Raw genomic sequence first — 24,255 nt, forward strand, 5'->3', positions numbered from 1 at the left:
CCCGGCAGCGGCCCGGACCGGTCCGCGGCTACTTCTCCTTCCGGCCCCGGGGCACGATCACGGACGTGAGCAGCGCGGTGCCAGGGGTGAGGGACCGCCAGGTCGTGCCTCGCCAGGACAGGACGGCGATCGCCGAGGTGGGGAACTTCGTGCGGACCCGCTCCAGGGTGTCGTCGAGGCCGTCGGCGGCGAGCGCCAGGACCAGTTCCTCCAGTCCGGGGTTGTGCCCGATCAGCAGCAGTGTCTCCACCTCCGCGGGCACCTCGTGCACGACGGCCAGCAGGCCGGAGGGGCCCGCGGCGTACAGCCGCCGGTCGTGGCGTACCGGCGGGGGTGTTCCCCACTGGCCGGCGGCCAGGTCCCAGGTCCGGCGCGCGCGTACGGCGGTGGAGCACAGCGCGAGGTCCGGCAGGCAGTCGGCCTCGGCCAGGGCGCGCCCGGCAGCGGGGGCGTCCCGGCGGCCTCGCGGGGCGAGGTGGCGTTCGTGGTCGGCGACGTCCACGGGCCAGGCGGACTTGGCGTGCCGCATGACGACCAGGCGGCGCAGTGGGCCGGTTCCGGCGCGCTCGATCATGACGGGGATCCCAGGTCGCGGGTGAGGTCGAGGCCGAGGAGCCGGTCGGCGTACGCGTACGTCTCGAAGCGCGCGCCGTCGGGCAGCTCCGGGTCGGTCTCGACGTGGTGCAGGACGTCCAGTACCCGGGACATGTCCAGATCATCCTCCCAGGCGTCGCGCAATCGCCCGCGCACCTCGTCGGGGACGGGCCGCGAGGGCCGCCGGGCCCAGCGGGCGACCGCACCGCGCCAGTGGGCGAGGGTGCCCCGGGCCTCGTCGAACGCGGCCGCGTCCAGCCGGGCGGGGGCGCTGTGGTGCCGGGCGAGGAGGGCGAGACGCAGGACACCGGGGTCGATGCCGGTGCCGTCCGGTGTGCCCGGGTTGCCGGGATGCGCGGGGGCACCGTCGATGTGCGCGGGGGCGACATCGATCCGCACACCACCGGTCGCCACCCCGCCCTCGACGGCCACATGGACGACCTGGGCCTCGCCCAGCCCGGCACTCACGTCGGGGCTGTCCTCGAACGGCCGGATGCCGAGGGCGGTGGCCTCCGCCCGCAGCTCGGCCTGTCGGCGTCCTCCGGTCAGCAGCGCCCACACCGGGGTGCCGCCGAGTTCCAGGGCCCGGACGAGCAGGTCCGCGACGAGCAGCACCCGCAGGTTCGTGGTGTCGGAGCCGGGCGCGTGCACCTCGACACGCGTCAGGCCCCGGCGGGCCGGGGCGGCGTCGACCGGCTCGCCGGTACGGGCGTCGATGATGCGCAGCACGAGCCGAGCGTAGGCGTGCGGGCGGGCACACGCAGGCAGGTTTGGCGATTTCCGGCCACCGTGGCGGGAATCGCCCCACCAATGGCGTGCCCGCCACGCGGGCCGAACGGCCTCAGGCCAGCGTGCCCAGGAACCGCACGTGAGGCCGCTGTTCGGGCCCTTCACGGCTGACGGCGGCCCGCACCCCGTACACCTCCGCGATGAGCTCTTCGGTCAGGACGTCCCCCGGGGCGCCGCCCGCGACGACCGTCCCCCCGCGCAGGACGACGACCCGGTCGCAGTACATCGCCGCGAGGTTGAGGTCGTGCAGCGCGACGACGGTGGTGACCGGCAGGCCGGTCACCAGGGCGAGCAGGTCCAGCTGGTGGTGGATGTCGAGGTGGTTGGTGGGCTCGTCCAGGAGGAGCTCCCGGGGTTCCTGCGCGAGCGCGCGGGCGATCTGCACCCGCTGGCGTTCGCCGCCCGAGAGGGTGTGCCAGGGCTGGCAGGCCCGGGCGGCGAGGCCGGTGCGCTCCAGGGCGGCGTGGATCGCCCGCTCGTCGTCCGCCGAGGCGGGTGTCCAGGCCCGGCGGTGCGGGATCCGGCCCAGCCGTACGACGTCCAGCACCGTCAGCTCGACCTGGGTGTCGGCCTGTTGCTCGACCGTGGCGAGGCGGCGGGCGACGGTACGGCGGGGCAGATCGCCCAGCGGGGTGCCGTCGAGGGTGACGATTCCGGCGGTGGGTGTGAGCAGCCCGGCGAGCAGCCGCAGCAGTGTGGACTTGCCGGAGCCGTTGGGGCCGAGGACTCCGACGGTGGAGCCGGGTTCGGGCGCGAGGACGACGCCGTCGAGGATGAGGCGCCCGTCGGTACGGCGGCTGACCCGGTCCGCCCGGAGCCCGGCAGCCCGCACCGGCGTTTCCGTCTCGCTGACGTGTGTCCCGGTCACCGCACCCTCCGCGTCCGGTAGAGCACCGCCACGAACGCCGGCACCCCGATCAGCGATGTCACGACCCCCACGGGCACCTCCTGCGGATCCAGGACCGTCCGGGCCAGGGTGTCGACCCAGACCAGGAACACCGCGCCGGCGAGGGCGGTGACCGGCAGCAGCCGGGCGTGCCCGGGTCCGGCCAGGGCCCGGGCGGCGTGCGGCAGGACCAGCCCGACGAAGCCGATCGCCCCGGCCGAGCTGACCAGGGCGGCCGTGAGCAGGGCGGTGACGCACAGCAGCACCAGGCGGGTGCGGGCCACCGACACCCCGAGCGCGGCCGCCGCGTCCTGCCCGAAGGCGAAGGCGTCGAGCGTACGGGCGTACGACAGGCACACCACCAGCGCCACGGCCAGGACGGCGAAGCACAGCCACACGTCGGTCCAGCCGGCCCCGCCGAGCGAGCCCAGGAGCCAGAACAGCACGCCCCGGGTCGTCTCGGCGTCGGCGGCGGTCAGCACCACGAAGGAGGTGAGGGCGGAGAAGAGCTGCATGGCGGCGACGCCCGCGAGGACGACCCGGTCGGTGGTGTCGCCGAGGGTGTGGCTGAGCAGCAGGACCAGCGCGAAGGAGACCAGTGCGCCGAGGAACGCGCCGGCGGACACCGAGACGACACCGCCGCCCACGCCCAGCACGACGATGACGACCGCGCCGGTGGAGGCGCCCGAGGACACCCCGAGCACGAACGGGTCGGCGAGGGGGTTGCGCAGCAGCGACTGCATCACGGCCCCGCACACGGCGAGGCCGGCCCCGCACACGGCCGCGAGCAGGGTGCGCGGCAGCCGCAGCTGCCAGACGATGCCGTCCCGGATCGGCGTCAGGTCGGAGCTGCCCATCCCGAGGTGGGAGGCGACGACGGACCAGACGTCCCCGACCCGGATGTCGGCCGGTCCGATGGTGATCGCCAGGGCCACGGAGACCATCAGCAGCAGGGCGCCCGCGACACCGAGCGCCGGTCCGCGCACGGTCACTTCACGAGCCCGAACTCACGCAGTCCGGCCGCGACCTTCTCCACACCCTCGACCGTGCGGATGGTCGGGTTCATGGCCTGCCCGCTGAGCAGCACGTACCGCTTGTTCTTGACTGCGTCCATGTTCTTGGTGGCCGGATTGGACTCCAGGAAGGCGATCTTGCGCTTCGCCGACTCGGCGGTCTCCGAGTCGCGGGTCAGATCGCCGATGACGAGGACGTCGGGGTTGCGGTCGGCGACCGTCTCCCAGTTGACCTGCGGCCACTCCTCGTGCGTGTCGTCGAAGACGTTCTTGGCACCGAGGGCGCGGGTCAAGATGCCGGGCGCTCCGCAGCAGCCGGCCAGGTAGGGCGATTCGGAGTTGGCGAACCAGTACATCAGGGAGACGTCGGAGGCGTCGACGCCCCGCGTGGCCTTCTTCATCCGCTGCTGGAGGGAGGCCACGAGCTTGTCGCCGCGGTCCTTCACTCCGAACACGGTCGCGAGGTCCCGCACCTCGCCGTAGACGGCGTCGATGTCCAGCGGCTTGTCGCGCTTGCCGTCGCCGCCGCCCGAGTTGTCCTTGCCGGCGCAGTCGGACGGGGAGACATACGTGGGCACGCCGAGCTTCTCGAACTGCTCGCGGGTGGCGACGCCGCCCTTGCCGAGGGTGGAGACGAAGGACGCGGCGACGAAGTCGGGCTCGGAGTCCAGGACCCGTTCGAAGGAGGGGTTGTTCTCGGCGATGCGCGGCACCTTGGCGTTGGCCCTCTCCAGCCCCTTCATCACGGGGTCGGTCCAGGTGGCCGTGCCCGCTATCCGGTCGGCGAGACGGAGGGAGAGCAGGATCTCGGTGGTGCCCTGGTTGAGGGAGACGGCGTGCTTGGGCGCCTTGTCGACTCGAACCTTCCGGCCGCAGTTGTCGAGCGTGACGGCGGCCTTCGTGGTGGTGGGCTTCGAGTCCCCGCAGCCGGTCATGAGCAGGGAGCAGGCCGCGAGCAGGACGGCGGCACGGGCGGGTCGGGCGAGGGGCAAGGAAACCAGTCCTCAGACGTCGAGGGCCCGATCGCGGAGCCCGGTCGTACGGTGCTCCCCCACCGCCGGCCGGCCGCGGGGGCCGCCAGCAGGTCTTCGGACTCGGGTTCACCCGGTGCGGGGCGCCTTCCCGAACGCCATGCGTGCCGTTCAGTGGCCGAGACCCCGCCCGTCCCCCTCACCGCTGCGCGTCAGTTCCGGATTCGCACCGGATTCCCTGACCCACGTACATGGGTTCGACTGGCCTCGGCAAGCTATCACGGCGGGCATCGGGGAATCACCGCGCGCCCCGCGTCGTTGCCCGGACAGCAGCTCTTCCGCGACTCCCGAGGAGGCCGCCGGTGTACGGCGACGACGCAACGGTCCGCAGGATCCTCACCGAGCTCGGCGACACCTGGGCCGTGGTGGGCCTGTCGTCGAACCGGCAGCGCGCGGCGTACGGCGTCGCCGCCGTGCTCCAGCGGTACGGCAAGCGTGTCGTGCCCGTGCACCCCAAGGCGGAGACCGTGCACGGCGAGCAGGGGTACGCGAGTCTGGCGGACATCCCCTTCGACGTGGACGTGGTGGACGTGTTCGTGAACAGCGACCTCGCCGGAGCGGTCGCGGACGAGGCGGTCGCCAAGGGCGCGGGGGCGGTGTGGTTCCAGCTCGGCGTCGTCGACGCGGCGGCGTACGACCGCACCCGGGCCGCCGGCCTGGAGATGGTGATGGACCGCTGCCCGGCGATCGAGATCCCGCGGGTCGGGTGAGGGTCACGCCCGTCGCGCCCCCTCCATAATGAGCGCATGACCCACGCCTTGCCGCCCGCGGACACAGGCTCCCCCGGACGTTTCCCGGTCGTCGTCGTGGGCGCCGGTCCCGCCGGGCTGACCGTCGGCAACATCCTGCGGGCCGCCTCCGTGGACTGCCTGGTGCTGGAGACCGAGACCCGGGAGTTCATCGAACAGCGGCCCCGGGCCGGGGTCATCGAGGAGTGGGCCGTACGCGGCCTGGAGAAGCGGGGCCTCGCCCGGAACCTGCTGGACCGCGCGGAGCTGCACACCGCGTGCGAGTTCCGCTTCGAGGGGGAGCGGTACCGGTTCCACTACGGCGATATGACGGGCAGTCACCACTTCGTCTACCCGCAGCCGTTGCTGGTGACGGACCTGGTGCGCGAGTACGCCGACGTGCGCGGCGGGGAGATCCGCTTCGGGGTCCGGGACGTGGAGCTGCACGACCTCGACACCGACCGGCCCTCCGTGTCGTACACGTGCCCGGAGACGGGTGAACGGCACGTCGTGGACTGCGACTTCGTGGCCGGCTGCGACGGGGCGCGCGGGGTGACGCGGGCCTCACTGCCGCCCGAGCGGGTCCGGATCGCGCGGCACGACTACGGCATCGGCTGGCTGGCGCTGCTCGCCGAGGCCCCGCCGTCCGCCGACTGCGTCCTGTTCGGCTGTCACGAGAACGGCTTCGCGGGCCAGATGCCCCGCAGCCCGGAGGTGACCCGCTACTACCTCCAGTGCCCGCCGGGCGACGACCCGGAGAACTGGCCGCACGAGCGGGTCTGGGCGGAGCTGCGGCAGCGGCTCGGGGCGGCCGGTGTGCCGCCGCTGACGGAGGGGCGGCTGATCGAGAAGCGCGTGCTGGACATGCACGACTACGTGGTCGAGCCGATGGTGCACGGCCGGCTCCACCTCGCGGGCGACGCGGCGCATCTGGTCGCCCCCATCGCGGCCAAGGGCATGAACCTCGCCCTGCACGACGCCTTCCTGCTCGGCGACGCCCTGGTGGCCCGCCTGACCACGGGCGACGAGAGCGGTCTGGCCGGTTACGGGCAGTCCTGCCTGCGGCGCGTGTGGGACTACCAGGAGTTCTCGCAGTGGCTTTCCGAGGTGTACCACGGAACGGCGGCGGGCGACCCCTTCCGCGCGGGCACCGCGCTCGCCCGGCTGCGCCGCCTGTTCACCTCGCCCGTGGCGGCCGCGGCCTTCGCCGAGCAATACCTGGGGACGGCGGCGCGGTACTGACTCATTCGTGCGGGGGACGGTCGCTGAGCCGGTGGTCGGCCACGTTCAGCGCCTCGTCCACCAGTCGGCGCAGATGGCCGTCGCTGAGTGAGTAGATCACCCGGCGCCCGTCTTTACGTGTGTTCACCAGGCCCGCGAGGCGCAACCGCGCCAGGTGCTGGCTGACGGCGGGCCGGGCCGCCCCGCATTCCTCCGTGAGAGTCGTGACGTCGGCTTCCGACCTCGTCAGTGCGTGCAGCAGGGCGAGCCGGGTCCGGTCCCCCAGGAGGGCGAGGAGTTCGGCGGCGAGCGCGAACTGTTCCTCGCCGGGGCTGCGCGGGTGCGCATCGTGCGCAGGTGACAGGTGCATGCGTGCGCTCATACGCACATAATGGCCCTGTGGGCGTGTGCACGTCCACTCCCGCGCACCGGAAGGGGACCCACGTGAGCGACCGGCACGAGCACTCCCACCCTCACCAGCACCAGCACCAGCACGGCCTGCGCCACCGGCTGTCCCACCTCCTCACTCCCCACTCCCACGAGACGACCGACAAGGTCGACTCCGCCCTGGAGTCCTCGGCCCGCGGGATGCGGGCGCTCTGGGTCTCGCTCGCGGTGCTCGGTGTGACGGCCCTGGCCCAGGCGCTCGTGGTAGCCGTCTCCGGCTCGGTGGCGCTGCTCGGGGACACGGTGCACAACACCGCGGACGCGCTGACCGCCGTACCGCTCGGGATCGCCTTCGTGCTGGGCCGGCGGGCGGCCACCCGCCGCTTCACCTACGGCTACGGGCGGGCCGAGGACCTGGCGGGGCTCGTGATCGTGCTGACGATCGCCGCGTCCGCGGCCTTCGCGGGGTGGACCGCGATCGACCGCCTCCTCGATCCGCGCCCGGTCCAGCACGTCCCGGCGGTCGCCGTGGCGGCCCTCGTCGGGTTCGCGGGCAACGAGTGGGTGGCCCGCTACCGCATCCGTGTGGGCCGCGCGATCGGCTCGGCCGCGCTGGTCGCCGACGGACTGCACGCCCGCACCGACGGCTTCACCTCCCTGGCCGTGCTGCTGGGCGCCGGCGGCTCGGCCCTGGGGTGGCAGCTGGCCGACCCGATCGTGGGGCTGGCGATCACGGCGGCGATCGCGCTGGTGCTGCGGGACGCGGCGCGGGAGGTGTTCCGGCGGGTGATGGACGCGGTCGACCCGGCCCTGGTGGACCGGGCCGAGGCCGCCCTGACCGAGGTCCCCGGGGTGCGGGCGGTGGGCGAACTGCGGCTGCGCTGGATCGGGCACCGGCTGCGCGCCGAGGTCGCGGTGGTGGTGGACGGCGCCGTGACGGTGCGCGAGGCCCACCGCATCGCCGTCGACGCCGAGCACGCGCTGCTGCACGCCGTGCCCCGCCTCACCGCCGCCCTGGTCCACGCCGACCCGGCACCGGTCCCGGGCGAGGCGGACCCGCATCTGCCCCTGGCCCACCACACGGCGGCGTAGCTCAGGAGACTCCGAGCCCCTCCAGCACCACGGCCCCCGGCAGTTCCGCGAACGCCTTGCCCGGGACCAGCAGCTTGCCGCGCCGCCGGCCGCTGCCGACCAGCACATACGGCAGGTCGACGACGGCCGCGTCCACCAGCACGGGCCAGCCGTCCGGCAGTCCGAGCGGGGTGATGCCGCCGTACTCCATGCCGGTCTCGCCGGTCGCCGTGTCCATGCTGGCGAACGAGGCCTTGCGGGCGCCCAGTTGACGGCGTACGACGCCGTTCACGTCGACCCTGGTGGTGGACAGTACGACGCACGCGGCGAACGTGGTCTCGCCGGCGCGCTTGCCCGCCACCACCACGCAGTTCGCGGACCGCTCCAGCAGGTCCCGGCCGTAGTGCTCCACGAAGACGGCGGTGTCGGCCCACTCCGGGTCGGTGTCGACGTAGAGGATCTGGTCGGCGGGGACACTGCCCGGCCAGTGACATACGGCGTCGGCGACCGGGCCGGTGAGTTCGTCGAGGCAGGCGGGGGCGGGACGGGCGTCGTCGAAGCGTCCGATGGGTGCGCGCATGACCGCACGCTAACAACCGCGGACCGCCACCGGCCGGGCGTCTCAGGACACGGGCGGCACCGAGACGGCCATGACCATCTCCATGGGCGCGTCCCCGGTGTTGCCGTACGTGTGCGGGACGTTGGCCTCGAAGTGGACGCTCGCACCGGCGGGCACGCGGTGCTCGACGCCGTCGACGGTGAGCGTCAGCTCCCCCGCCGTGACGTGGAGCAGTTCGGTCGTGCCGGCGGGGTGCGGGTCCGAGGGGCTGCTCTCGCCGGGCATGAGCCGCCAGTCCCACATCTCCAGCGGGCCGGGCGCCTCGGTGCCCGCGAGCAGCCGGTTGTAGCTGCCGGCCTCGGTGTGCCACAGCCGTACGGTCTGGTCGGCGGGGACGATGTGGACGTTCGGGCCCTTCTCGTAGTCGAGCAGGGTGGTGATGCTGACGCCGAGCGCGTCGCCGATCTTGACGACGGTGCCGAGGCTGGGGTTGGTGCGGGCCTGCTCGATCTGGATGAGCATGCCGCGACTGACGCCCGCCCGGGCGGCGAGCACGTCCAGGGTGAAGCCGCGTACCGCGCGCCAGTGCTTGACGCTGCGCGCCAGGGACTGGGTCAGCAGCTCGAGGTCCGACACATTCCGTCCAATATTTTGTATTCCGAAGTGCAGTCGATTGCACTATCGTGTGGTTGACCTGATCGTTCACTGAACTGTACTGCGAGGCTTCCGGACCATGACAGCGCTCTTCGCCCTGGCCACCAGCCTGCTGTGGGGACTGGCCGACTTCGGCGGCGGACTACTGACCCGGCGCACGCCCGCGCTGACGGTGGTCGTGGTCTCGCAGTCGATCGCGGTGGTCGTGCTCGGCGCGGTGGTGGTGGCGACCGGCGGCTGGAGTGAGGCGGGGCCGCAGCTGTGGTTCGCCGTGGCGGCCGGGCTCGTCGGGCCGGTGGCGATGCTCGCCTTCTACAAGGCGCTCGCGCTGGGCCCGATGGGCGTGGTCTCACCGCTGGGTTCGATCGGCGTGGCCGTGCCGGTCGGCGTGGGCCTGGTGCTGGGCGAGCGGCCCGGTCTGCTCCAGTTCGTCGGCATCCTGGTCGCCGTCGCCGGTGTCTGTCTCGCCGGCGGTCCCCAGTTCCGGGGCGCGCCCGTGCAGCGCCAGGCCATCGCCCTGACCCTCCTCGCGGCGTTCGGATTCGGCGCGGTGATGGCCCTGATCGCGGAGGCGTCGACCACGCTCACCGGGCTCTTCCTCGCGCTGTTCGTGCAGCGGGTGACGAACGTGACCGCCGGCGGGCTCGCGCTGCTGGTGTCGGTGCGGCGCGGCTCGCCGGCCCTCCCCGCGGGCGGCTTCCCCTGGCGCTCCCTGCCCGCGCTCGCCTTCGTCGGCCTCGCGGACGTCGCCGCCAACGGCACCTACTCGATCGCCGCACAGCACGGCCCGGTCACCGTCGCCGCCGTACTGGCCTCGCTCTACCCGGTGGTGACGGCGGTGGCCGCGCGTGGGCTGCTCCGGGAACGTCTGCGGGCGGTGCAGGCCGCCGGAGCGGGACTGGCCCTGGTGGGTACGGTCCTCCTGGCCTCGGGCTGAGGTCAGGACCCCGGCGTCGGCTCCGCGAGGTCGGCCGCCGTCCCCTCGTCCAGCTCGGCCAGCCGGGCCGCCGTCTCCTCGTCCAGGCCCGACAGCGCGCGCAACTGCTCGGGCGTGACGCCCTCCGGTATCGGCACGGGCGGCGGGGTGCGCAGCGGCGGCTGCCAGCCGTCGGCGGGGGTCCAGCGGCGTACGACGCGGGCCGGCGCGCCCGCCACCACGGCGTGGTCGGGCACCGCGCCCCGGACGACCGCGCCCGCGGCCACCACCACGTTCCGCCCGATCCGGGCGCCCGGCAGGATCACCGCGCCGGTGCCGATCCAGCAGCCGGGCCCGATCTCCACCGGCTCCATCCGCGGCCACTGCCTCCCGATGGGCTCGTGCGGATCGTCGTAGGAGTGGTTCGTGGACGTGACGTAGACGTACGGGCCGAAGTAGCAGTCGCTGCCGATGGTGACCGTCGTGTCCGCGATGACATGGCTGCCGCGGCCCAGGACGACGCCGTCGCCGACGCGCAGGATCGGGTCGGGGCCGAGGTCGAGGTCGGGCATCAGGCCCGCCGTGAGGGTGACCTGCTCGCCGATGATGCAGTGGGAGCCGAGGTGGATCCAGGGTTCGCCGAAGAGGGTGCCGAGCGGGAAGGCGAGTCTGGTACCTGTTCCGATGGCTCCGAAGCGGTGGCGCCCGGGGTGCTCGGCCGTGACGGAGCCCGTGCGCTGCGCCCAGGCCCAGCCCGCGTGGACGGCGCGCTGCGCTAGGCCCCGCCGCCAGGATGAGAACGTGTTCTTGCGCTTCGGCACGGGGTCACGGTACTCAGCGGTAGCTCCACGCGCGGCGTCGGAGGCCTGTGATCTTCGCCCCACCGGTTGTCGTACGGTGTGCGGGTTGTCGACGGTGGTGATGGAGGCGGACATGGGTCAGCGGGCGATGATCACGGGGATCGGTGGCAGGGAGCCGCAGGTCGATCCCGAGGCGTTCGTGGCGCCGACGGCTTCGGTGATCGGGGGCGTGACGCTGGGTGCGGGGGCGAGTGTCTGGTACGGGGCCGTGCTGCGGGGCGACGTCGAGTCGATCTCCGTCGGGGCCGACAGCAACGTCCAGGACAACTGCACGCTCCATGCCGACCCGGGGTTTCCCGTGGCGGTGGGTGAGCGGGTGTCCATCGGGCACAACGCGGTGGTGCACGGGGCGACCGTCGAGGACGACTGTCTGATCGGCATGGGGGCGACCGTGCTGAACGGGGCCGTGATCGGGGCCGGGTCCCTGGTCGCCGCACAGGCGCTGGTGCCGCAGGGGATGGTCGTGCCGCCCGGCTCCCTCGTCGCCGGGGTGCCGGCCAAGGTCAAGCGACCGTTGACGGAAGAGGAGAAGCAGGGGGTGACCCTCAACGGCACGATGTACGCCGAGTTGGCGAAGGCGCATCGGGATGTGCACGCGTAGGTCGACCGGCGGGTGCGGCGCGGTGGGGGCTGATCGCGCAGTTCCCCGCGCCCCTAAAGAACCTGCGGCTGCGCCGCTTCCCGGTTCTCGCCCGCCTTCTTCGCCTTGCGCTTGAGCACCAGCATGGACGTGACGCCGACCAGCACCGCCGCCACCAGGCCCAGCCACGAGAACCGCTTCAACCAGGACTCGGCGACGATGCCGACGTAGTAGATGACCGCTGTCGTGCCGCCGGCCCAGACGATGCCGCCGAGGACGTTGGCGACGAGGAACTTCCAGTAGGGCATGCGGAGCACGCCGGCGAGGGGGCCCGCGAAGATGCGGAGGAGGGCGACGAAGCGGCCGAAGAAGACCGCCCACATGCCCCACTTCTCGAAGGAGCGCTCGGCGGTGGCGATGTGGCCCTCGCTGAAGTGCCTGGGGAACTTGTTGCCCAGCCAGGCCAGCAGGGGCCGGCCGCCCTTGCGGCCGATGGCATAACCGATGGAGTCGCCGATGATCGCGCCGGCCGTGGCGCAGGCGCCGAGGACGACGGGGTCGATGTCGCCGTGCTGGGAGGCGAGCAGCGCGGAGGAGACCAGGATGATCTCGCCCGGCAGCGGGATGCCCAGGCTTTCCAGGCCGATGACCACACCCACCAGTGCGTAGACGGCGACGGCGGGTACGGTTTCGAGCCACTCCTGGACGTGCAACGCGGGTTCCTTTCCCTGAGCTTCCCTGCGGGCACGGGAAGCCTACCGGGTTGCAGGACGTGCTCCGCGGCTCAGGCGTTCCACGTCCATTCGGCGACTTCGGGCAGGTCGGTGCCGTGCTCGCGGATCCAGACGTGGTGGCGGGTGCGGGCGTCGGCCATCCGCTGGCGTACGGCCGTGGCGCGCACCGCGAGGCCCGGGACGCGGTCGATGACGTCCATCACCAGGCGGTAGCGGTCGAGGTCGTTGCGGACGACCATGTCGAACGGCGTGGTCGTGGTGCCGGACTCCTTGTAGCCGCGCACGTGCAGGTTCGGGTGCCCGGCGCGGCGGTAGGCGAGGCGGTGGATCAGCCACGGGTAGCCGTGGTACGCGAAGATCACCGGCTTGTCGGTGGTGAACAGGCCGTCGTACTCGAAGTCGCTCATGCCGTGCGGATGCTCCCCCTGCGGCAGCAGCCGGGCCAGGTCCACGACGTTGACGACGCGGACCGCCAGGTCGGGCAGGTGCCGGCGGAGCAGGTGCGCGGCGGCCAGTACCTCCTGGGTGGGGACGTCACCGGCGCAGGCGAGGACGACGTCGGGCTCGGAGCCGTCCTCCGTTCCCGCCCACTCCCAGATGCCGGCGCCGCGGGCGCAGTGCACCCGGGCCTCGTCCATCGACAGCCAGTCGAAGCAGGGCTGCTTGCCGGCCACGATCACGTTGACGTAGTCGCGGCTGCGCAGGGCGTGGTCCGCGACGGACAGCAGGGTGTTGGCGTCCGGCGGGAGGTAGACCCGGACGACCTCGGGGCTCTTGTTGAGGACGTGGTCGACGAAGCCGGGATCCTGGTGGGAGAAGCCGTTGTGGTCCTGGCGCCACACGTGCGAGGTCAGCAGGTAGTTGAGGGAGGCGATGGGGGCCCGCCACGGCAGTCGGCGGGAGGTGCGCAGCCACTTGATGTGCTGGTTGACCATCGAGTCGACGATGTGCACGAACGCCTCGTAGCAGGAGAACAGTCCGTGCCGGCCGGTGAGCAGATAGCCCTCCAGCCAGCCCTGGCAGAGGTGTTCGGAGAGGATCTCCATCACCCGGCCGTGCGGGTCCAGGTGCTCGTCGACGGGCAGTGTCCCGGCCTGCCAGGTCTTGCCGCTGGCCTCGAAGACGGCCTGGAGCCGGTTGGAGGCGGTCTCGTCCGGGCCGACCAGGCGGAAGTCCCGGCGGTCGGCGGTGTCCCGCATCACCTGCGCGAGGAGGTCGCCCAGGACCCGGGTGGGCTCGTGCGTCGTGGTGCCCGGTTTGTCGACCGGGACGGCGAAGTCGTCCAGGGACGGGACCGGCAGGTCGCGGAGCAGCAGTCCGCCGTTGGCATGCGGGGTGGCGCCGAGCCGCCTGGTGCCCTCGGGGACGCAGTCGAGGACGTCCGCGACCGGGCGGCCCTCGGCGTCGAACAGTTCCTCGGGCCGGTACGAGCGCAGCCAGGCCTCCAGCTGCCGCAGGTGATCCGGGTTGTCGCGAACGCCGGCCAGCGGCACCTGGTGGGAGCGCCAGGTCCCTTCGACCGGCTCGCCGTCGACCTCGGCCGGTCCTGTCCAGCCCTTCGGGGTGCGCAGCACGATCACCGGCCACCGGGGGCGCTCGGTGGCGCCCTCCTCGCGGGCGGCGCGCTGGGCGTCGGCGATCCGGTCGAGCGCGGTGTCCATCGCCTCGGCCATCGCGCGGTGGACGGCGGCCGGATCGTCGCCGGCGACGTGGAGCGGCTCGTGGCCGTAGCCGCGCAGGAGCGCGTCGAGTTCCGTCTGCGGGAGGCGGGACAGCACGGTCGGGTTGGCGATCTTGTAGCCGTTGAGGTGGAGGATCGGCAGGACGGCACCGTCGTGGACGGGGTCCAGGAACTTGTCGGCGTGCCAGGAGCCGGCGAGCGGGCCGGTCTCCGCCTCGCCGTCGCCGATCACGCAGGCGACCAGCAGCCCCGGGTTGTCGAGGGCGGCGCCGTAGGCGTGGGCGAGGGAGTAGCCGAGTTCGCCGCCCTCGTGGATCGAGCCGGGGACCTCCGGGGCGACGTGGCTGGGCACGCCGCCGGGGAACGAGAACTGCCGCATCAGCAGCTCCATGCCCGGCGCGTCCCGCGTCGCGTCCGGGTACTTCTCGCCGTAGCTGCCTTCCAGCCAGGAGTTGGCGAGGACCGACGGGCCGCCGTGTCCGGGCCCCCAGACGCACAGGGCATCCAGGTCGCGTGCCTTGATGACCCGGTTGAGGTGCGTGTACACGAGGTTGAGCCCGGGTGAGGTGCCCCAGTGCCCCAGCAGGCGGGGCTTGATGTGCTCGGGCCGCAGCGGCTCGGTCAGCAGGGGGTTCGCCAGCAGATAGATCTGACCGGCCGCCAGGTAGTTCGCGGCCCGCCAGTGGGCTTCCAGCCTGCGCAGTTCCTCGTCGGTCGGTGCGGTCCTGCTGTCCTGGCGCGGGGCCTCGGGCATGAGTGACTCCCTGGGTTTCTGCGACGGCCTCAGGAGGAGTACCAGTCTGTTCCGGTTCGATGCCAGGCGCCCGTCGGCCATGCCGCGGGGGCCGCTCGCGACCCGTGGTGTTTCAGCCGCCCACCCGTACGCTCGTCCGCAGCCGCGCGTCCCGTGACGACGCCCCGATCCACAGGGTGCGCGGGCCGGTACCGAGCACCCAGCCGTGGACCTTCGGGTCCCAGGAGGACAGGGTGCGCGGCTCGACGTGTACGGTCACGCGCCGCTGTTCCCCCGCCCGCAGGGAGAGCCTGCGGTACCCGGCCAGTACGCGGACCGGCTGGTCGAGCCGGAGGTCCGGGGCGGGTCCCGCGTACACCTGCGGTACGGCCACGCCGTCGCGCGGGCCGGTGTTGCGGACGGTGAAGGCGATGTCGAGGCCGTCGGCCGTCCAGCGCGCTTCCGGGTCCGCGTAGGCGAAGGTCGTGTACGACAGTCCGTGGCCGAAGGGGAACAGCGGCGGCACGTCCTCGGCGTCGTACCAGCGGTGGCCGACGTGGACGCCCTCCGTGTACTGCTCGGTGCCGTCCACCCCGGGGTAGCGGCGGGGGTCCCCGGCGACGGGGTGGTGGTCGTCGTCGGCGGGGAAGCTCTGGGTGAGGCGGCCGCCGGGATCGCGGTCACCGAACAGGACGGCGGCGGTGGCGGCGGCGCCCTCCTGGCCCGGGTAGTACATCTGCAGCACGGCCCCGGTGCGCTGCAGCCACGGCATCGAGGTGGCGGACGAGGTGTTGAGGACGACGGTGGTGCGCGGGTTGGCCGCCGTCACGGCCTCGATGAGCCGATCCTGGTTGCCGGGGAGGGCGATGGTCGTACGGTCCCGGCCCTCGATGGCGTCCTCGTAGGCGAACAGGACGACGTCCCGGGCGGAGCGGGCGGCCCGCACGGCCTCCGCGACGTCCTGGGCGCGGGTCGCGGAGGTGATGCGGCGCAGCCGCAACAGCTGGCCGGTGTCTCCGCCCTGTGCGGTGACCGACAGCCGGTGCGGTCCCCCGGCCGGCTTCCAGGTCTTGCGGCGCACGGACAGGCCGTCGGCCGCGTGGGTGAGCAGGCCGCCCATGAAGTACTCGTCCCAGCCGGGCACCAGGGGGAAGAGTTCCTCGCCGTCGAGGAGGACCTTCGGGCGGAGCGGGGGCGTGCCGGAGTAGTGGAGGACGAACGTCCAGTCGTCGCCGGCTTCGGCGTCGGGCACCGTGAGGGTGCCGTCGTACGTCCAGGTCCGGCCGGCGTCGACGCGCTGCGCCTCGGTGTCGAAGGCGGGGTCGAGCGCGCTCGCCGGGAGGGGCTTGCCGAAGGCGTCCTCGCCGAGTGCGTAGGTCACCCGTGCGGCGCGCGACCGGATGACGTCGAGGGGACTGTCGGCGCGCTCGGGCACGACGTGGGCGCTGCCGCCGCCGCTGACCAGGGGCCGGGCGCCGGTCGGCCCGATCACCGCCACGCTCCCGCCCTCGGCGAGGGGCAGGGTGCCGTGCGCGTTGCGCAGCAGGGTGGCGCCCGCCTCGGCGACCTCGCGCGCGACGGCCGCTCCGGCCTTCGCGTCGCGGTCCGGGCGTTGCGGGACGGTGCCGCCGAGCAGCCCGAAGCGGTCCAGGACGGTCAGGACGCGGCGTACGGCCCGGTCGACGTACCGTTCGGGCACGCCGCCGTCGCGCACGGCCGAGGCGAGGGGGGTACCGAAGTGGGTGCCGTCGGGCATCTCCATGTCGAGGCCCGCCATGAGGGCCTCGCGCGTGCTGTGCGCGGCGGACCAGTCGGTCATCACCCAGCCGGTGAAGCCCCAGCGCTCGCGCAGGACGCGAGTGAGCAGTTCCGCGTTCTCGCAGGCGAAGGTGCCGTTGACCTTGTTGTACGCGCCCATCACCGCGCCGGTACCGGCCGCGACGGCCGCTTCGAAGCCGCGCAGCTCGGTCTCGTGCAGGGTCCGTTCGTCGACGCGCACATCGACGGAGGTACGGTCGCGCTCCTGGTTGTTGAGCGCGAAGTGCTTGACGGTCGCGATGAGTCCCTCGCCCTGGATGCCCTCGATCTCGGCGGCGACCAGGTGGGCGGAGAGCAGCGGGTCCTCGCTGAAGGTCTCGAAGTTGCGGCCTGCGTACGGGGTGCGGATGAGATTGACCATGGGGGACAGCAGCACGTCCTGGCCGAGCGCGCGGCCCTCGCGTCCGATGACCTGGCCGTAGCGCCTGGCCAGGTCGGGGTCGAAGGCGGAGGCCAGCAGGACGGGGGCGGGCAGGGCGGTGGCGTGCCGCGTGACGCGGACACCCGCCGGGCCGTCGGCGAGACGCAGCGGCGGGATGCCGAGCCGTGCCACTCCGGGGACGTAGCCCGCCTGGCCGAGGGGGCGCGGGTCGGTGGCGCCGTGCAGCAGGGAGATCTTCTCGTCGAGGGTGAGCCGGGCGAGCAACGCCTCGACCCGGGCGCCCGGGCCGCGTCCGTCCCGCGCGTGAGCACGGGACGCCGGGGCGAACCCGCCGGTGGCCGCGGCGACCACGGCAACCGCTCCACCGAGCAGACGAAGGGCGGACCGCCGGGTGAACCGGGAGACGGAGTCGGTCATGAACGCACTATGCGCCCGTTCCGCCTTCGCCCTTCGCCGGACACCCGGTCAGGTCGGGTGAACCTCTCCTCCCGCATCGGGGCCGGGGTCACCCGGCCGGGTGAGCGGGCCGGTGCGCCAGGCCGTACGGAAGCGTCACGGCGTGCAGCGTCAGCGCGGTCCTCGCCACGCCGGCGGTCGCCCGTGCCGGCACGTCGGGGGCGGCCGTGTCCTCCGGGACCGCGCCCGGCTCGGGTTCGTCGCAGCAGTCCACCTGGGCGAGCCGTGGCTCGTAGCGGTCCGGCGGGGGCTGCTGCCCGGAGTCGGCCCGTGGGGACTCGGGCGGGCGTGCCGAGGGCGCATCGGCGTAGGGCCGCTTCTCCTCCTGGGCGTTATCCCGGGGTACGGCCCTGGAGTCCTGGGCCCGCTTCTTCCGGGACTCCCCCGCCTCCTCGCGGGCCACCGCCGGTTCCAGCGCCCAGCGTTGCGCCCGGGTTCCGTCGCGCCCGGCGACGATCACGTGCCGGTCCTTTCCGGGGGCGACGGCCAGTCCCCTGCCGCCGCGCGGCAGGAGTTCACCGCGCACGGTCAGGTCGTAGCGCACGACCCCGGCGGGTACGAGACACCCGGTCAGGCCGACCGGCTTCCCCGCGGTGCCGGAGACGAGACAGAGCGTCGGGTCGGCGGCGCTGCGCAGCAGGCCGTCGTCCTGGTACGACCACTGCGGAGACCCGTCGGAGCAGGCGGTCAGCGCGATACGGGCGTCGGCCCGGACCCGGCCGCCCCGGACGTCGAGGCACAGTCCGGCGTCGAGGTTGCGCAACCGCCCACGGGCCACTTCGGCGGGGTTGCCCGCGGACGCGGCCGACGGCACGCCGTCGGCTGAAGACGACTCCCGGGACGACGTCCCCGTGCCGCCCGGGTCCACCGAATGGCCGCTGACCGCTCCCCACGTGACCTCGGGTCCGGGGGTACCGCCCTCCTCCGACCAGCCCCGGGCCGCGAGCAGGGTCGCGAGCAGCACGAGGGAGGTCAGCCCGACCGCGGCGGCCAGCGCCTTCGTATGCTTCCTCGGAGCCCCGGCCCGGCCGCCCGCCGGCAGGGCGTGGGCCCGCAGGCGGTGGCGGCCACCGGCCGGGTGCGCCGGAAGGGCGTGCGGGCCTCCGTCGCGGCCCGGCCGCGATGCGAGGTAGCGGCGGGCGCCCCAGCCGAGCACGGTCTCGACGAGCAGATCCTCCAGACCGCCCTCGAAATGGCTGAGTTGCTCGGCGGCGTGACGGCAGTAGCGGCAGACCATGAGATGCCGTTGCACATCCGGCAGCAGCGCCCCGCCGCGGCGCATCGGAACGTCCAGCAAGCGGTTGTAGTACCGGCATTCCCGCGTCGGCGCGAGTTCCCGGTGCGCCCGTACGCAGCCCGCCCGGAATTGCTCGCGCGCCTGCTCCAGAGCGGCCGACGCCGTACGGGGGTCCACCCCCAGCAGACCGGCCGGTACGGATATGGGCTCGGCCTCGACCTCCGTGTGCCAGAGCAGGCATTGGGAAGCCGCGGGAAGGGCCCTGAACGCGCGTTCCGCGAGCCGCCGCCTTTCGGCTGTCGTGGACCGGGCGGCGCGCAGCCCCCGGGCACCGACTGGTTTGCGGAGTTCGGGCAGCACGACGGAAATGCCGTCGTCGGCGGCCCACTCCCCGACCGTGTCCCGCACGGCCGCGAGCAGGCGCGGGCGCAGCGCACCGACGCCCGGCCCGGCGAGTTCCCGGCGGAAAGCGGCCGCGGCCGCCATGGACGCCGAATCCGCCGAGGACGCCAGACAGATCACGGCGTACTCGTAGACGGACCGCCAGTGCCGCGAGAGCAACAGTGCGACGGCGCGCGGGCCTTCACCTGGTTCGCCGACCCGGGCGAGAAGATCACGGTCGGACTCCGCGGGCCCCGATCCGGGTCGCGGCGCGTACGGCGGGCGTGGGGGGTACGGGGATTGCACTGAACCATTTCCTTCCAGCCGCAGGACGGCATGCGAATTGCGCGTCCGTCGGAAAGCAGGTGCGTGATTGGTGCATACCTAGCCGCGTGAGCTGCGGACTTGGGTGTGAGGCGGCTCACTTTCGCACATGCGACTCACAGGTAACAAGGCGTTCGGATGGCCCGAGTTCAAAACGCCGGCAATTCGGATATGTTACCGGCGGTATCCGCACCGGCATTCGAAATTCGCATCGTCCCAGGCCCCAAGTTGTGTGCACACAAAGGCGGTTGGTCCACGAAATCTCCAACTCCACAGCGGACTCCCATGTGGCTCTCGGCCCGCTCTCATCTCCGCGGGTCAGCATGGGCCGCATGATCGACCCCCACGCTTCCGCCCCGGTCACCCCCGCCCGAACCACCCGCACCGTCCGCAAGGCGGTCGTCCCGGCCGCCGGCCTCGGTACCCGCTTCCTGCCCGCCACGAAGGCGACACCCAAGGAGATGCTGCCGGTCGTCGACAAGCCGGCCATTCAGTACGTCGTCGAGGAGGCGGCAGCGGCGGGACTCGACGACGTCCTGATGGTCACCGGCCGGCACAAGCGGGCCATCGAGGACCACTTCGACCACGCCTTCGAACTGGAGCAGGCCCTCGCCGCCAAGGGCGACACCGTACGGCTGGACGCGGTGCGCGACCCCGCTCAGCTGGCGAGCATCCACCACATCCGGCAGGGCGACCCGCTCGGCCTCGGTCACGCCGTACTGTGCGCCCGCCGCCATGTCGGCGACCAGCCCTTCGCGGTCCTCCTCGGCGACGACCTGATCGACCCGCGCGAGACGCTGCTCAGCCGGATGCTCGACGTACGCGACCGCCGTCTCGGCAGCGTGGTGGCCTTGCTGGAGGTCCCGCCGGAGCACATCCACCTCTACGGCTGCGCCGCCGTCGAACCGACCGGCGAGGAGGACGTCGTCCGCGTCACGGGCCTCGTCGAGAAGCCGGCCCGGCAGGACGCGCCGAGCCGCTACGCGGTCATCGGGCGCTATGTCCTCGACCCGGCCGTCTTCGGCGTCCTGGAGCGCACTCCGCCGGGCCGGGGCGGGGAGATCCAGCTGACCGACGCCCTCCAGGAGCTGGCCGCGGGCGGCACGGTGCACGGAGTCGTCTTCAAGGGCCTGCGCTACGACACCGGGGACAAGGCGGACTACCTGCGCACGGTGGTCCGGCTGGCCTGCGACCGGCCCGACCTGGGGCCGGAGTTCACGGCATGGCTCAAGGGGTTCGTCGCGGAGCTGGACGGCGCGCTCCCGGCATCCCCCGCGCGGCGGCACATCGCGGCCTGAGGCAACGCGAAGGCCCCGGCCCGGGGTTCACCCCTCGGCCGGGGCCTCAGCCGCGCGACATCGTGCTCAGCTGTTGGGGCGCAGCGTCCAGACGACCGTCATCTCACCGGTCACGGCACCATCGGCGCGCTGGATGGCGATGGTCACGGGAAACTCGGGGCGCCCGCCCGCGTCCAGTTCGGCGACGACCTCGGAGGCCGGGCGGCCGAGGGTCGCGGTCGCCGTGACCGCGCCCATCGCCAGCTTCTTGTAGGCGATGTCGGCGCTGACGGCGAGCGGCACAGCACGCGAGAGCTGGTCCCCGAACGCGGCCAGCACGATCGCCCCGCTCGCGGACTCGCCGAGCGTGAACATCGCGCCCGCGTGCGGCCCGCCCACGTGGTTGTGGTAGTCGCCCTGGTCCGGCAGGGAGACCACCGCCCGCTCCGGCGTGGTCTCGAGGAACTCGAGGTTCAGGGTCCGGGCCATGGGCACCGTGGCGGCGAGCATCTCGCCGATGGACATCTGGTCTGCGCTCATGCCCGCATGTTACTCACGAGTAGAGACGGCTGAAAAGGGCGTGTGACGACCGCCGCACCAGTCCGCTGCACCCCGGTTCGCGGCGCATCGTCCCCGCGTTGCTACGGCTCCGTCCACAGGCGGTGACCGAATCGTGTCCGGAGCGCGGCTAGGGTGACTGCCCATGTGGCCAGGACAGCAGCCGCCCGGGGGCGAGCAGAACCCGCAAGCGAACAACCCGTACCAGCAGCCGGGGTACCAGCAGCCGAATCCGTACCAGCAGCCGGGCTATCAGCAACAGCCGGCCTACGGGCAGCAGCCGCAGTGGGGCGCCCCGGCGCCGGCCGGCGCGCCCCAGCCGCCGCAGGGCGGTGGCGGCGGCAACCGGACGAAGCTGGTCGCGATCATCGCGGCCACGGCCGTGGTCGTGGCGGCCGGCGTCACCGGCTTCCTGGTGCTGGGCGGCGACAAGGACGACACGGCTGACGGGAAGGACAAGAAGCCGGCCAAGGCCGCTTCCAAGGAAGCCTCCACGGAACCGAGCGCCTCCGCTTCCGAGGACAACCCGCGCGGCGGCGCGGAGGAGAAGGCGACCATCCCCGGCTGGAAGGTCGTCGTCAACACGCGCTTCGGCACCCAGTTCGACGTCCCCGCCGACTGGGAGATCGAGACTCCCGGTACGAGCGTGGGCTTCGAGTGGGAGAAGAAGGACGGTGAGATGGACCGCACCACCGTCACCGCCCCCGCCTATCTGAAGTCCAAGTGGTGCACGAGCGACGACGACAAGGACGGCCGCGAGGACGACACCGCCCTGGCCACCGTCGGCACCCGCGGTGAGGACGGCGCGAAGACCACGGACGAGGCGGCCGAGACCCGCGTGCCGTGGTGGATCTTCGGCGGCTACACCCAGCCGGACAAGAAGAGCGTGAAGATCACCAAGCCCAAGCCGTACACCACCAAGTCGGGCATCAAGGGCAGCGTCGCCACGGCGCACTCGGAGAACACCCCCCAGAACGGCAAGTGCGACAGCGACGGCAAGGCGATCACCTTCGCCTTCAAGAACAGCGCGGGCGACTTCGTCACCTGGAACCTGTACGGCGCCAAGGGCGTCAAGGGCGAGCTGTCCGAGGCGATCGTCCAGAAGATCCTCGGCACCGTGCGGCTCACCAAGGACGGGCCCCAGGGGGCGTGACCGGCCGGGGCCGCGACAATTCGTTTGGCAGGGCGGCCGGGCCCCCGCGATAGTCACGGGGTGCCGACCACCAAGCGTCGCCCCGCCTGGGCGGGCCGCAACTACTCCCTGCTGACCGCCGCCGCGGTCGTCACCAATCTGGGCAGCCACGGCGCCCTGGTCGCGGCGGCGTTCGCCGTTCTCGCAACGGGGGGTGACAGCGGTGACGTCGGCCTGGTAGCGGCGGCCCGGACGCTTCCGCTGGTGCTGTTCCTGCTGATCGGCGGCGCCGTCGCGGACCGGCTGCCGCGGCACCATGTGATGGTCGCGGCCAACGCCCTGAACTGCCTTTCCCAGGCCGCCTTCGCCGCCCTCGTGCTGGCCGGGGAGCCCCTGCTGTGGCAGATGATGCTGCTCGCCGCCCTGGGCGGGACCGGCCAGGCCTTCTTCGGCCCGGCCGCCGAGGGCATGCTGATGTCCTCGGTCGAGGGTGAGCAGGCGGGCCGCGCGTTCGCGGTGTTCCGGATGGCGATGCAGGGCGCGGCCCTGGGCGGTGCCGCGCTCGGCGGGGCCATGGTCGCCGCGATCGGGCCCGGCTGGGTGCTCGCGGCTGACGCCGCGGCCTTTGCCCTTGCCGGGGCGCTCCGCGCCTTCCTCGACGTCGGCCACATCGCGCCGCGGGCACCGGGCGACGGGATGCTCGCCGATCTGCGGGAGGGCTGGCGGGAGTTCGCCGGCCGGCCGTGGCTGTGGGCGATCGTCCTCCAGTTCTCGATCGCCAACGCCGTGGTCGCCGCCGCCGAAGCGGTGTACGGCCCGCTCGTCGCCCGCGACCACCTCGGCGGCGCGGGCCCCTGGGGCCTCGCCCTGGCCGCGTTCGGGGCGGGTACGGTCGCCGGCGCCCTGCTGATGACCCGCTGGAAACCCCGCCGCCTGCTCCTCGCGGGCACCCTGTGCGTGTTCCCCCTGGCCCTGCCGGCGGCCGCTCTCGCCGTCCCGGTCCCCATCGGGGTCCTGTTCGTGGTGATGTTCGTCGCGGGGGCGACGGTCGAGGTGTTCGGCGTCTCCTGGATGACGGCCCTGCACCAGGAGATCCCCGAGGACAAGCTCTCCCGCGTCTCGGCCTACGACTGGTTGGGCTCCGTCGCGCTGTCGCCGCTCGCCACGGCCGGGGCGGGCCCGGCGGAGGAGGCGTTCGGCCGTACGGCGGCACTGTGGGGCTGCGCGGGTCTGGTCGTCCTGGTCACGGCGGGCGCGCTGTGCGTACCGGATGTACGCAACCTCCGGCGCCGGACCACCGAGGTGGCCCAGGGCGGCGTCGAGCGCGCCTCAGCCGATACCGAACGCCCCGTCGGGGGGCTCGGGTGACGGCACGGCGTCCTCGTCCCGCACCGCCATCGCGTCCCCGATGAACTGCCGCAGAGAAGCGCCGTGTCCGACCCGGGCCGGGAAGGCGTCGGCGGCCGTGCGTCGCGCCAGAGCGGTCAGGTCGATCTCGTGGTGTCCCGCCACGAGCACCGCGTTCCCGAACCGACGCCCCCGCAGCATCCCCGGCTCGGCGATCAGCACGAGTTCCCCGAACGCCGTCGCCAGGGTGGCGAGCTGGGACCGCAGAAAGGCGAACGGCGCCGCGTCGGGGAGATTGGCGAGATAGACCCCGCCGTCCCGCAGCACCCGCGCCGCCTCGCGGACATAGGGAACGGACGTGAGGTGCGCCGGCACCCGCGAACCACCGAACACATCGGCGACGATCACATCGGCCGAGTCCACCGCGGCCTTCTCCAGCCAGTCCCGCGCGTCCGCCGGGTGCGACGCGACCCGGGCGCCCTCCGGCAACGGCAGATGCTCGGCCACCAGCTCCAGCAGCCCCCTGTCCGCCTCGACGACGTCCTGCCGTGATCCCGGCCGGGTGGCGGCCACATACCGGGGCAGTGTGAGCGCCCCACCACCGAGGTGCACCACGTCCAGCACCCGCCCCGGCTCCGCCACGACATCCAGCACATGCCCGAGCCGCCGCGTGTACTCGAACTCCAGATGCGTCGGATCGTCCAGATCGACATACGACTGAGGCGCCCCGTCGACGGTCAGCAACCAGGCCCGCGCCCGATCGACGTCGGGCATCAGCTTGGCGAACCCGTGATCGACGGACCGGGCGACGGGAATGGCTTCCTTCACCCCTCCATTGTGCCGTCGGGCAACGGCCCTCAGGGGCGCGGGGAACTGCGCGACCAGCCACAACGGTCCGCAGTCCCC

General features: G+C 73.0%; 23 protein-coding genes and 1 riboswitch. Of the genes, 8 read left to right on the plus strand and 15 right to left on the minus strand.

The window, feature by feature from the left end; all coding sequences use genetic code 11:
• Positions 1-28 precede the first annotated feature (28 nt).
• The 5 genes from ACFZBT_RS25790 to ACFZBT_RS25810 all read right to left on the minus strand — a co-directional run bounded on the left by ACFZBT_RS25790 (position 29) and on the right by ACFZBT_RS25810 (position 4,217).
• Positions 29-574: a histidine phosphatase family protein gene (locus ACFZBT_RS25790; RefSeq protein ID WP_391107680.1), complete on the minus strand. Its 546-nt coding sequence runs from the start codon at positions 572-574 to the stop codon at positions 29-31.
• On the minus strand, positions 571-1,323 hold the full coding sequence (locus ACFZBT_RS25795) for a hypothetical protein (protein ID WP_391107682.1): 753 nt from the start codon (positions 1,321-1,323) through the stop codon (positions 571-573). Before ACFZBT_RS25795 ends, ACFZBT_RS25790 begins: the two co-directional genes overlap by 4 nt.
• Before the next feature lie 112 nt (positions 1,324-1,435).
• Positions 1,436-2,251, minus strand: coding sequence for an ATP-binding cassette domain-containing protein (locus tag ACFZBT_RS25800; protein ID WP_391107685.1), 816 nt, complete (start codon positions 2,249-2,251; stop codon positions 1,436-1,438).
• Positions 2,248-3,213, minus strand: a complete 966-nt coding sequence (locus ACFZBT_RS25805) for an iron chelate uptake ABC transporter family permease subunit (RefSeq protein ID WP_391107883.1) — start codon at positions 3,211-3,213, stop codon at positions 2,248-2,250. The genes ACFZBT_RS25800 and ACFZBT_RS25805 overlap by 4 nt, the downstream gene beginning before the upstream one ends.
• A gap of 44 nt (positions 3,214-3,257) precedes the next feature.
• Positions 3,258-4,217, minus strand: a complete 960-nt coding sequence (locus ACFZBT_RS25810) for an ABC transporter substrate-binding protein (RefSeq protein ID WP_391107885.1) — start codon at positions 4,215-4,217, stop codon at positions 3,258-3,260.
• 126 nt (positions 4,218-4,343) lie between these two features.
• A riboswitch (cobalamin riboswitch) is annotated at positions 4,344-4,534 on the minus strand.
• Between the two features lie 81 nt (positions 4,535-4,615).
• On the opposite strand from ACFZBT_RS25810, the gene ACFZBT_RS25815 reads away from it, so the two are divergent.
• Positions 4,616-5,023 (plus strand): CoA-binding protein, encoded by a 408-nt coding sequence (locus ACFZBT_RS25815; RefSeq protein ID WP_382487129.1) that lies wholly within the window; start codon positions 4,616-4,618, stop codon positions 5,021-5,023.
• Between the two features lie 36 nt (positions 5,024-5,059).
• Positions 5,060-6,283: a 4-hydroxybenzoate 3-monooxygenase gene (locus tag ACFZBT_RS25820; RefSeq protein ID WP_391107688.1), complete on the plus strand. Its 1,224-nt coding sequence runs from the start codon at positions 5,060-5,062 to the stop codon at positions 6,281-6,283.
• Position 6,284: 1 nt separating this feature from the next.
• Here the strand turns inward: ACFZBT_RS25820 and ACFZBT_RS25825 are convergent, their stop codons facing one another.
• The gene (locus ACFZBT_RS25825; RefSeq protein ID WP_391107691.1) at positions 6,285-6,644 is read right to left on the minus strand and encodes a metalloregulator ArsR/SmtB family transcription factor; all 360 of its coding nucleotides are present in this window, start codon (positions 6,642-6,644) and stop codon (positions 6,285-6,287) included.
• Positions 6,645-6,706: 62 nt separating this feature from the next.
• On the opposite strand from ACFZBT_RS25825, the gene ACFZBT_RS25830 reads away from it, so the two are divergent.
• Positions 6,707-7,741, plus strand: a complete 1,035-nt coding sequence (locus ACFZBT_RS25830) for a cation diffusion facilitator family transporter (RefSeq protein WP_391107693.1) — start codon at positions 6,707-6,709, stop codon at positions 7,739-7,741.
• Position 7,742: 1 nt separating this feature from the next.
• On the opposite strand, the gene ACFZBT_RS25835 is transcribed toward ACFZBT_RS25830, so the two are convergent.
• Both ACFZBT_RS25835 and ACFZBT_RS25840 read right to left on the minus strand, forming a co-directional pair.
• On the minus strand, positions 7,743-8,300 hold the full coding sequence (locus ACFZBT_RS25835; protein WP_391107696.1) for a YbaK/EbsC family protein: 558 nt from the start codon (positions 8,298-8,300) through the stop codon (positions 7,743-7,745).
• A gap of 42 nt (positions 8,301-8,342) precedes the next feature.
• Positions 8,343-8,915, minus strand: coding sequence for a cupin domain-containing protein (locus ACFZBT_RS25840; RefSeq protein WP_391107699.1), 573 nt, complete (start codon positions 8,913-8,915; stop codon positions 8,343-8,345).
• A 97-nt stretch (positions 8,916-9,012) separates the two neighbouring features.
• On the opposite strand from ACFZBT_RS25840, the gene ACFZBT_RS25845 reads away from it, so the two are divergent.
• Entirely contained in the window at positions 9,013-9,870 is an 858-nt protein-coding gene (locus tag ACFZBT_RS25845) for an EamA family transporter (protein ID WP_391107702.1), read from the plus strand.
• A gap of 2 nt (positions 9,871-9,872) precedes the next feature.
• On the opposite strand, the gene ACFZBT_RS25850 is transcribed toward ACFZBT_RS25845, so the two are convergent.
• Positions 9,873-10,670, minus strand: a complete 798-nt coding sequence (locus ACFZBT_RS25850) for a DapH/DapD/GlmU-related protein (protein WP_391107705.1) — start codon at positions 10,668-10,670, stop codon at positions 9,873-9,875.
• A gap of 112 nt (positions 10,671-10,782) precedes the next feature.
• Between ACFZBT_RS25850 and ACFZBT_RS25855 the strand changes: the two genes are divergently transcribed.
• Positions 10,783-11,310, plus strand: a complete 528-nt coding sequence (locus ACFZBT_RS25855; protein ID WP_391107888.1) for a DapH/DapD/GlmU-related protein — start codon at positions 10,783-10,785, stop codon at positions 11,308-11,310.
• A gap of 53 nt (positions 11,311-11,363) precedes the next feature.
• Here the strand turns inward: ACFZBT_RS25855 and ACFZBT_RS25860 are convergent, their stop codons facing one another.
• From ACFZBT_RS25860 to ACFZBT_RS25875, 4 genes are all read right to left on the minus strand, one after another.
• Positions 11,364-12,002 (minus strand): VTT domain-containing protein, encoded by a 639-nt coding sequence (locus ACFZBT_RS25860; RefSeq protein WP_391107708.1) that lies wholly within the window; start codon positions 12,000-12,002, stop codon positions 11,364-11,366.
• 71 nt (positions 12,003-12,073) lie between these two features.
• The gene (locus ACFZBT_RS25865) at positions 12,074-14,458 is read right to left on the minus strand and encodes a phosphoketolase (protein WP_391107711.1); all 2,385 of its coding nucleotides are present in this window, start codon (positions 14,456-14,458) and stop codon (positions 12,074-12,076) included.
• A 112-nt stretch (positions 14,459-14,570) separates the two neighbouring features.
• Positions 14,571-17,054 carry a glycoside hydrolase family 3 C-terminal domain-containing protein gene (locus ACFZBT_RS25870; RefSeq protein ID WP_391107714.1) on the minus strand — a complete coding sequence of 828 codons (2,484 nt, stop codon included), beginning with the start codon at positions 17,052-17,054 and terminating at the stop codon, positions 14,571-14,573.
• 88 nt (positions 17,055-17,142) lie between these two features.
• Positions 17,143-18,891, minus strand: a complete 1,749-nt coding sequence (locus ACFZBT_RS25875) for a ricin-type beta-trefoil lectin domain protein (RefSeq protein ID WP_391107717.1) — start codon at positions 18,889-18,891, stop codon at positions 17,143-17,145.
• A gap of 476 nt (positions 18,892-19,367) precedes the next feature.
• Here ACFZBT_RS25875 and galU point away from each other — a divergent pair, with 476 nt between their 5' ends.
• Positions 19,368-20,333, plus strand: coding sequence for a UTP--glucose-1-phosphate uridylyltransferase GalU (gene galU / locus ACFZBT_RS25880; protein WP_391107720.1), 966 nt, complete (start codon positions 19,368-19,370; stop codon positions 20,331-20,333).
• Positions 20,334-20,399: 66 nt separating this feature from the next.
• Here the strand turns inward: galU and ACFZBT_RS25885 are convergent, their stop codons facing one another.
• The gene (locus ACFZBT_RS25885; protein ID WP_391107723.1) at positions 20,400-20,852 is read right to left on the minus strand and encodes a DUF4442 domain-containing protein; all 453 of its coding nucleotides are present in this window, start codon (positions 20,850-20,852) and stop codon (positions 20,400-20,402) included.
• A 163-nt stretch (positions 20,853-21,015) separates the two neighbouring features.
• On the opposite strand from ACFZBT_RS25885, the gene ACFZBT_RS25890 reads away from it, so the two are divergent.
• The gene (locus tag ACFZBT_RS25890; protein WP_391107726.1) at positions 21,016-22,023 is read left to right on the plus strand and encodes a hypothetical protein; all 1,008 of its coding nucleotides are present in this window, start codon (positions 21,016-21,018) and stop codon (positions 22,021-22,023) included.
• Between the two features lie 24 nt (positions 22,024-22,047).
• Positions 22,048-23,370: an MFS transporter gene (locus tag ACFZBT_RS25895; RefSeq protein WP_391107729.1), complete on the plus strand. Its 1,323-nt coding sequence runs from the start codon at positions 22,048-22,050 to the stop codon at positions 23,368-23,370.
• On the opposite strand, the gene ACFZBT_RS25900 is transcribed toward ACFZBT_RS25895, so the two are convergent.
• Positions 23,332-24,177 carry a fused MFS/spermidine synthase gene (locus ACFZBT_RS25900; RefSeq protein ID WP_391107732.1) on the minus strand — a complete coding sequence of 282 codons (846 nt, stop codon included), beginning with the start codon at positions 24,175-24,177 and terminating at the stop codon, positions 23,332-23,334. The two genes, ACFZBT_RS25895 and ACFZBT_RS25900, sit on opposite strands and share 39 nt — an antisense overlap.
• Between the last annotated feature and the right edge of the window lie 78 nt (positions 24,178-24,255).

The organism is Streptomyces sp. NPDC008137 (assembly GCF_042957035.1).
Taxonomy (GTDB): domain Bacteria; phylum Actinomycetota; class Actinomycetes; order Streptomycetales; family Streptomycetaceae; genus Streptomyces.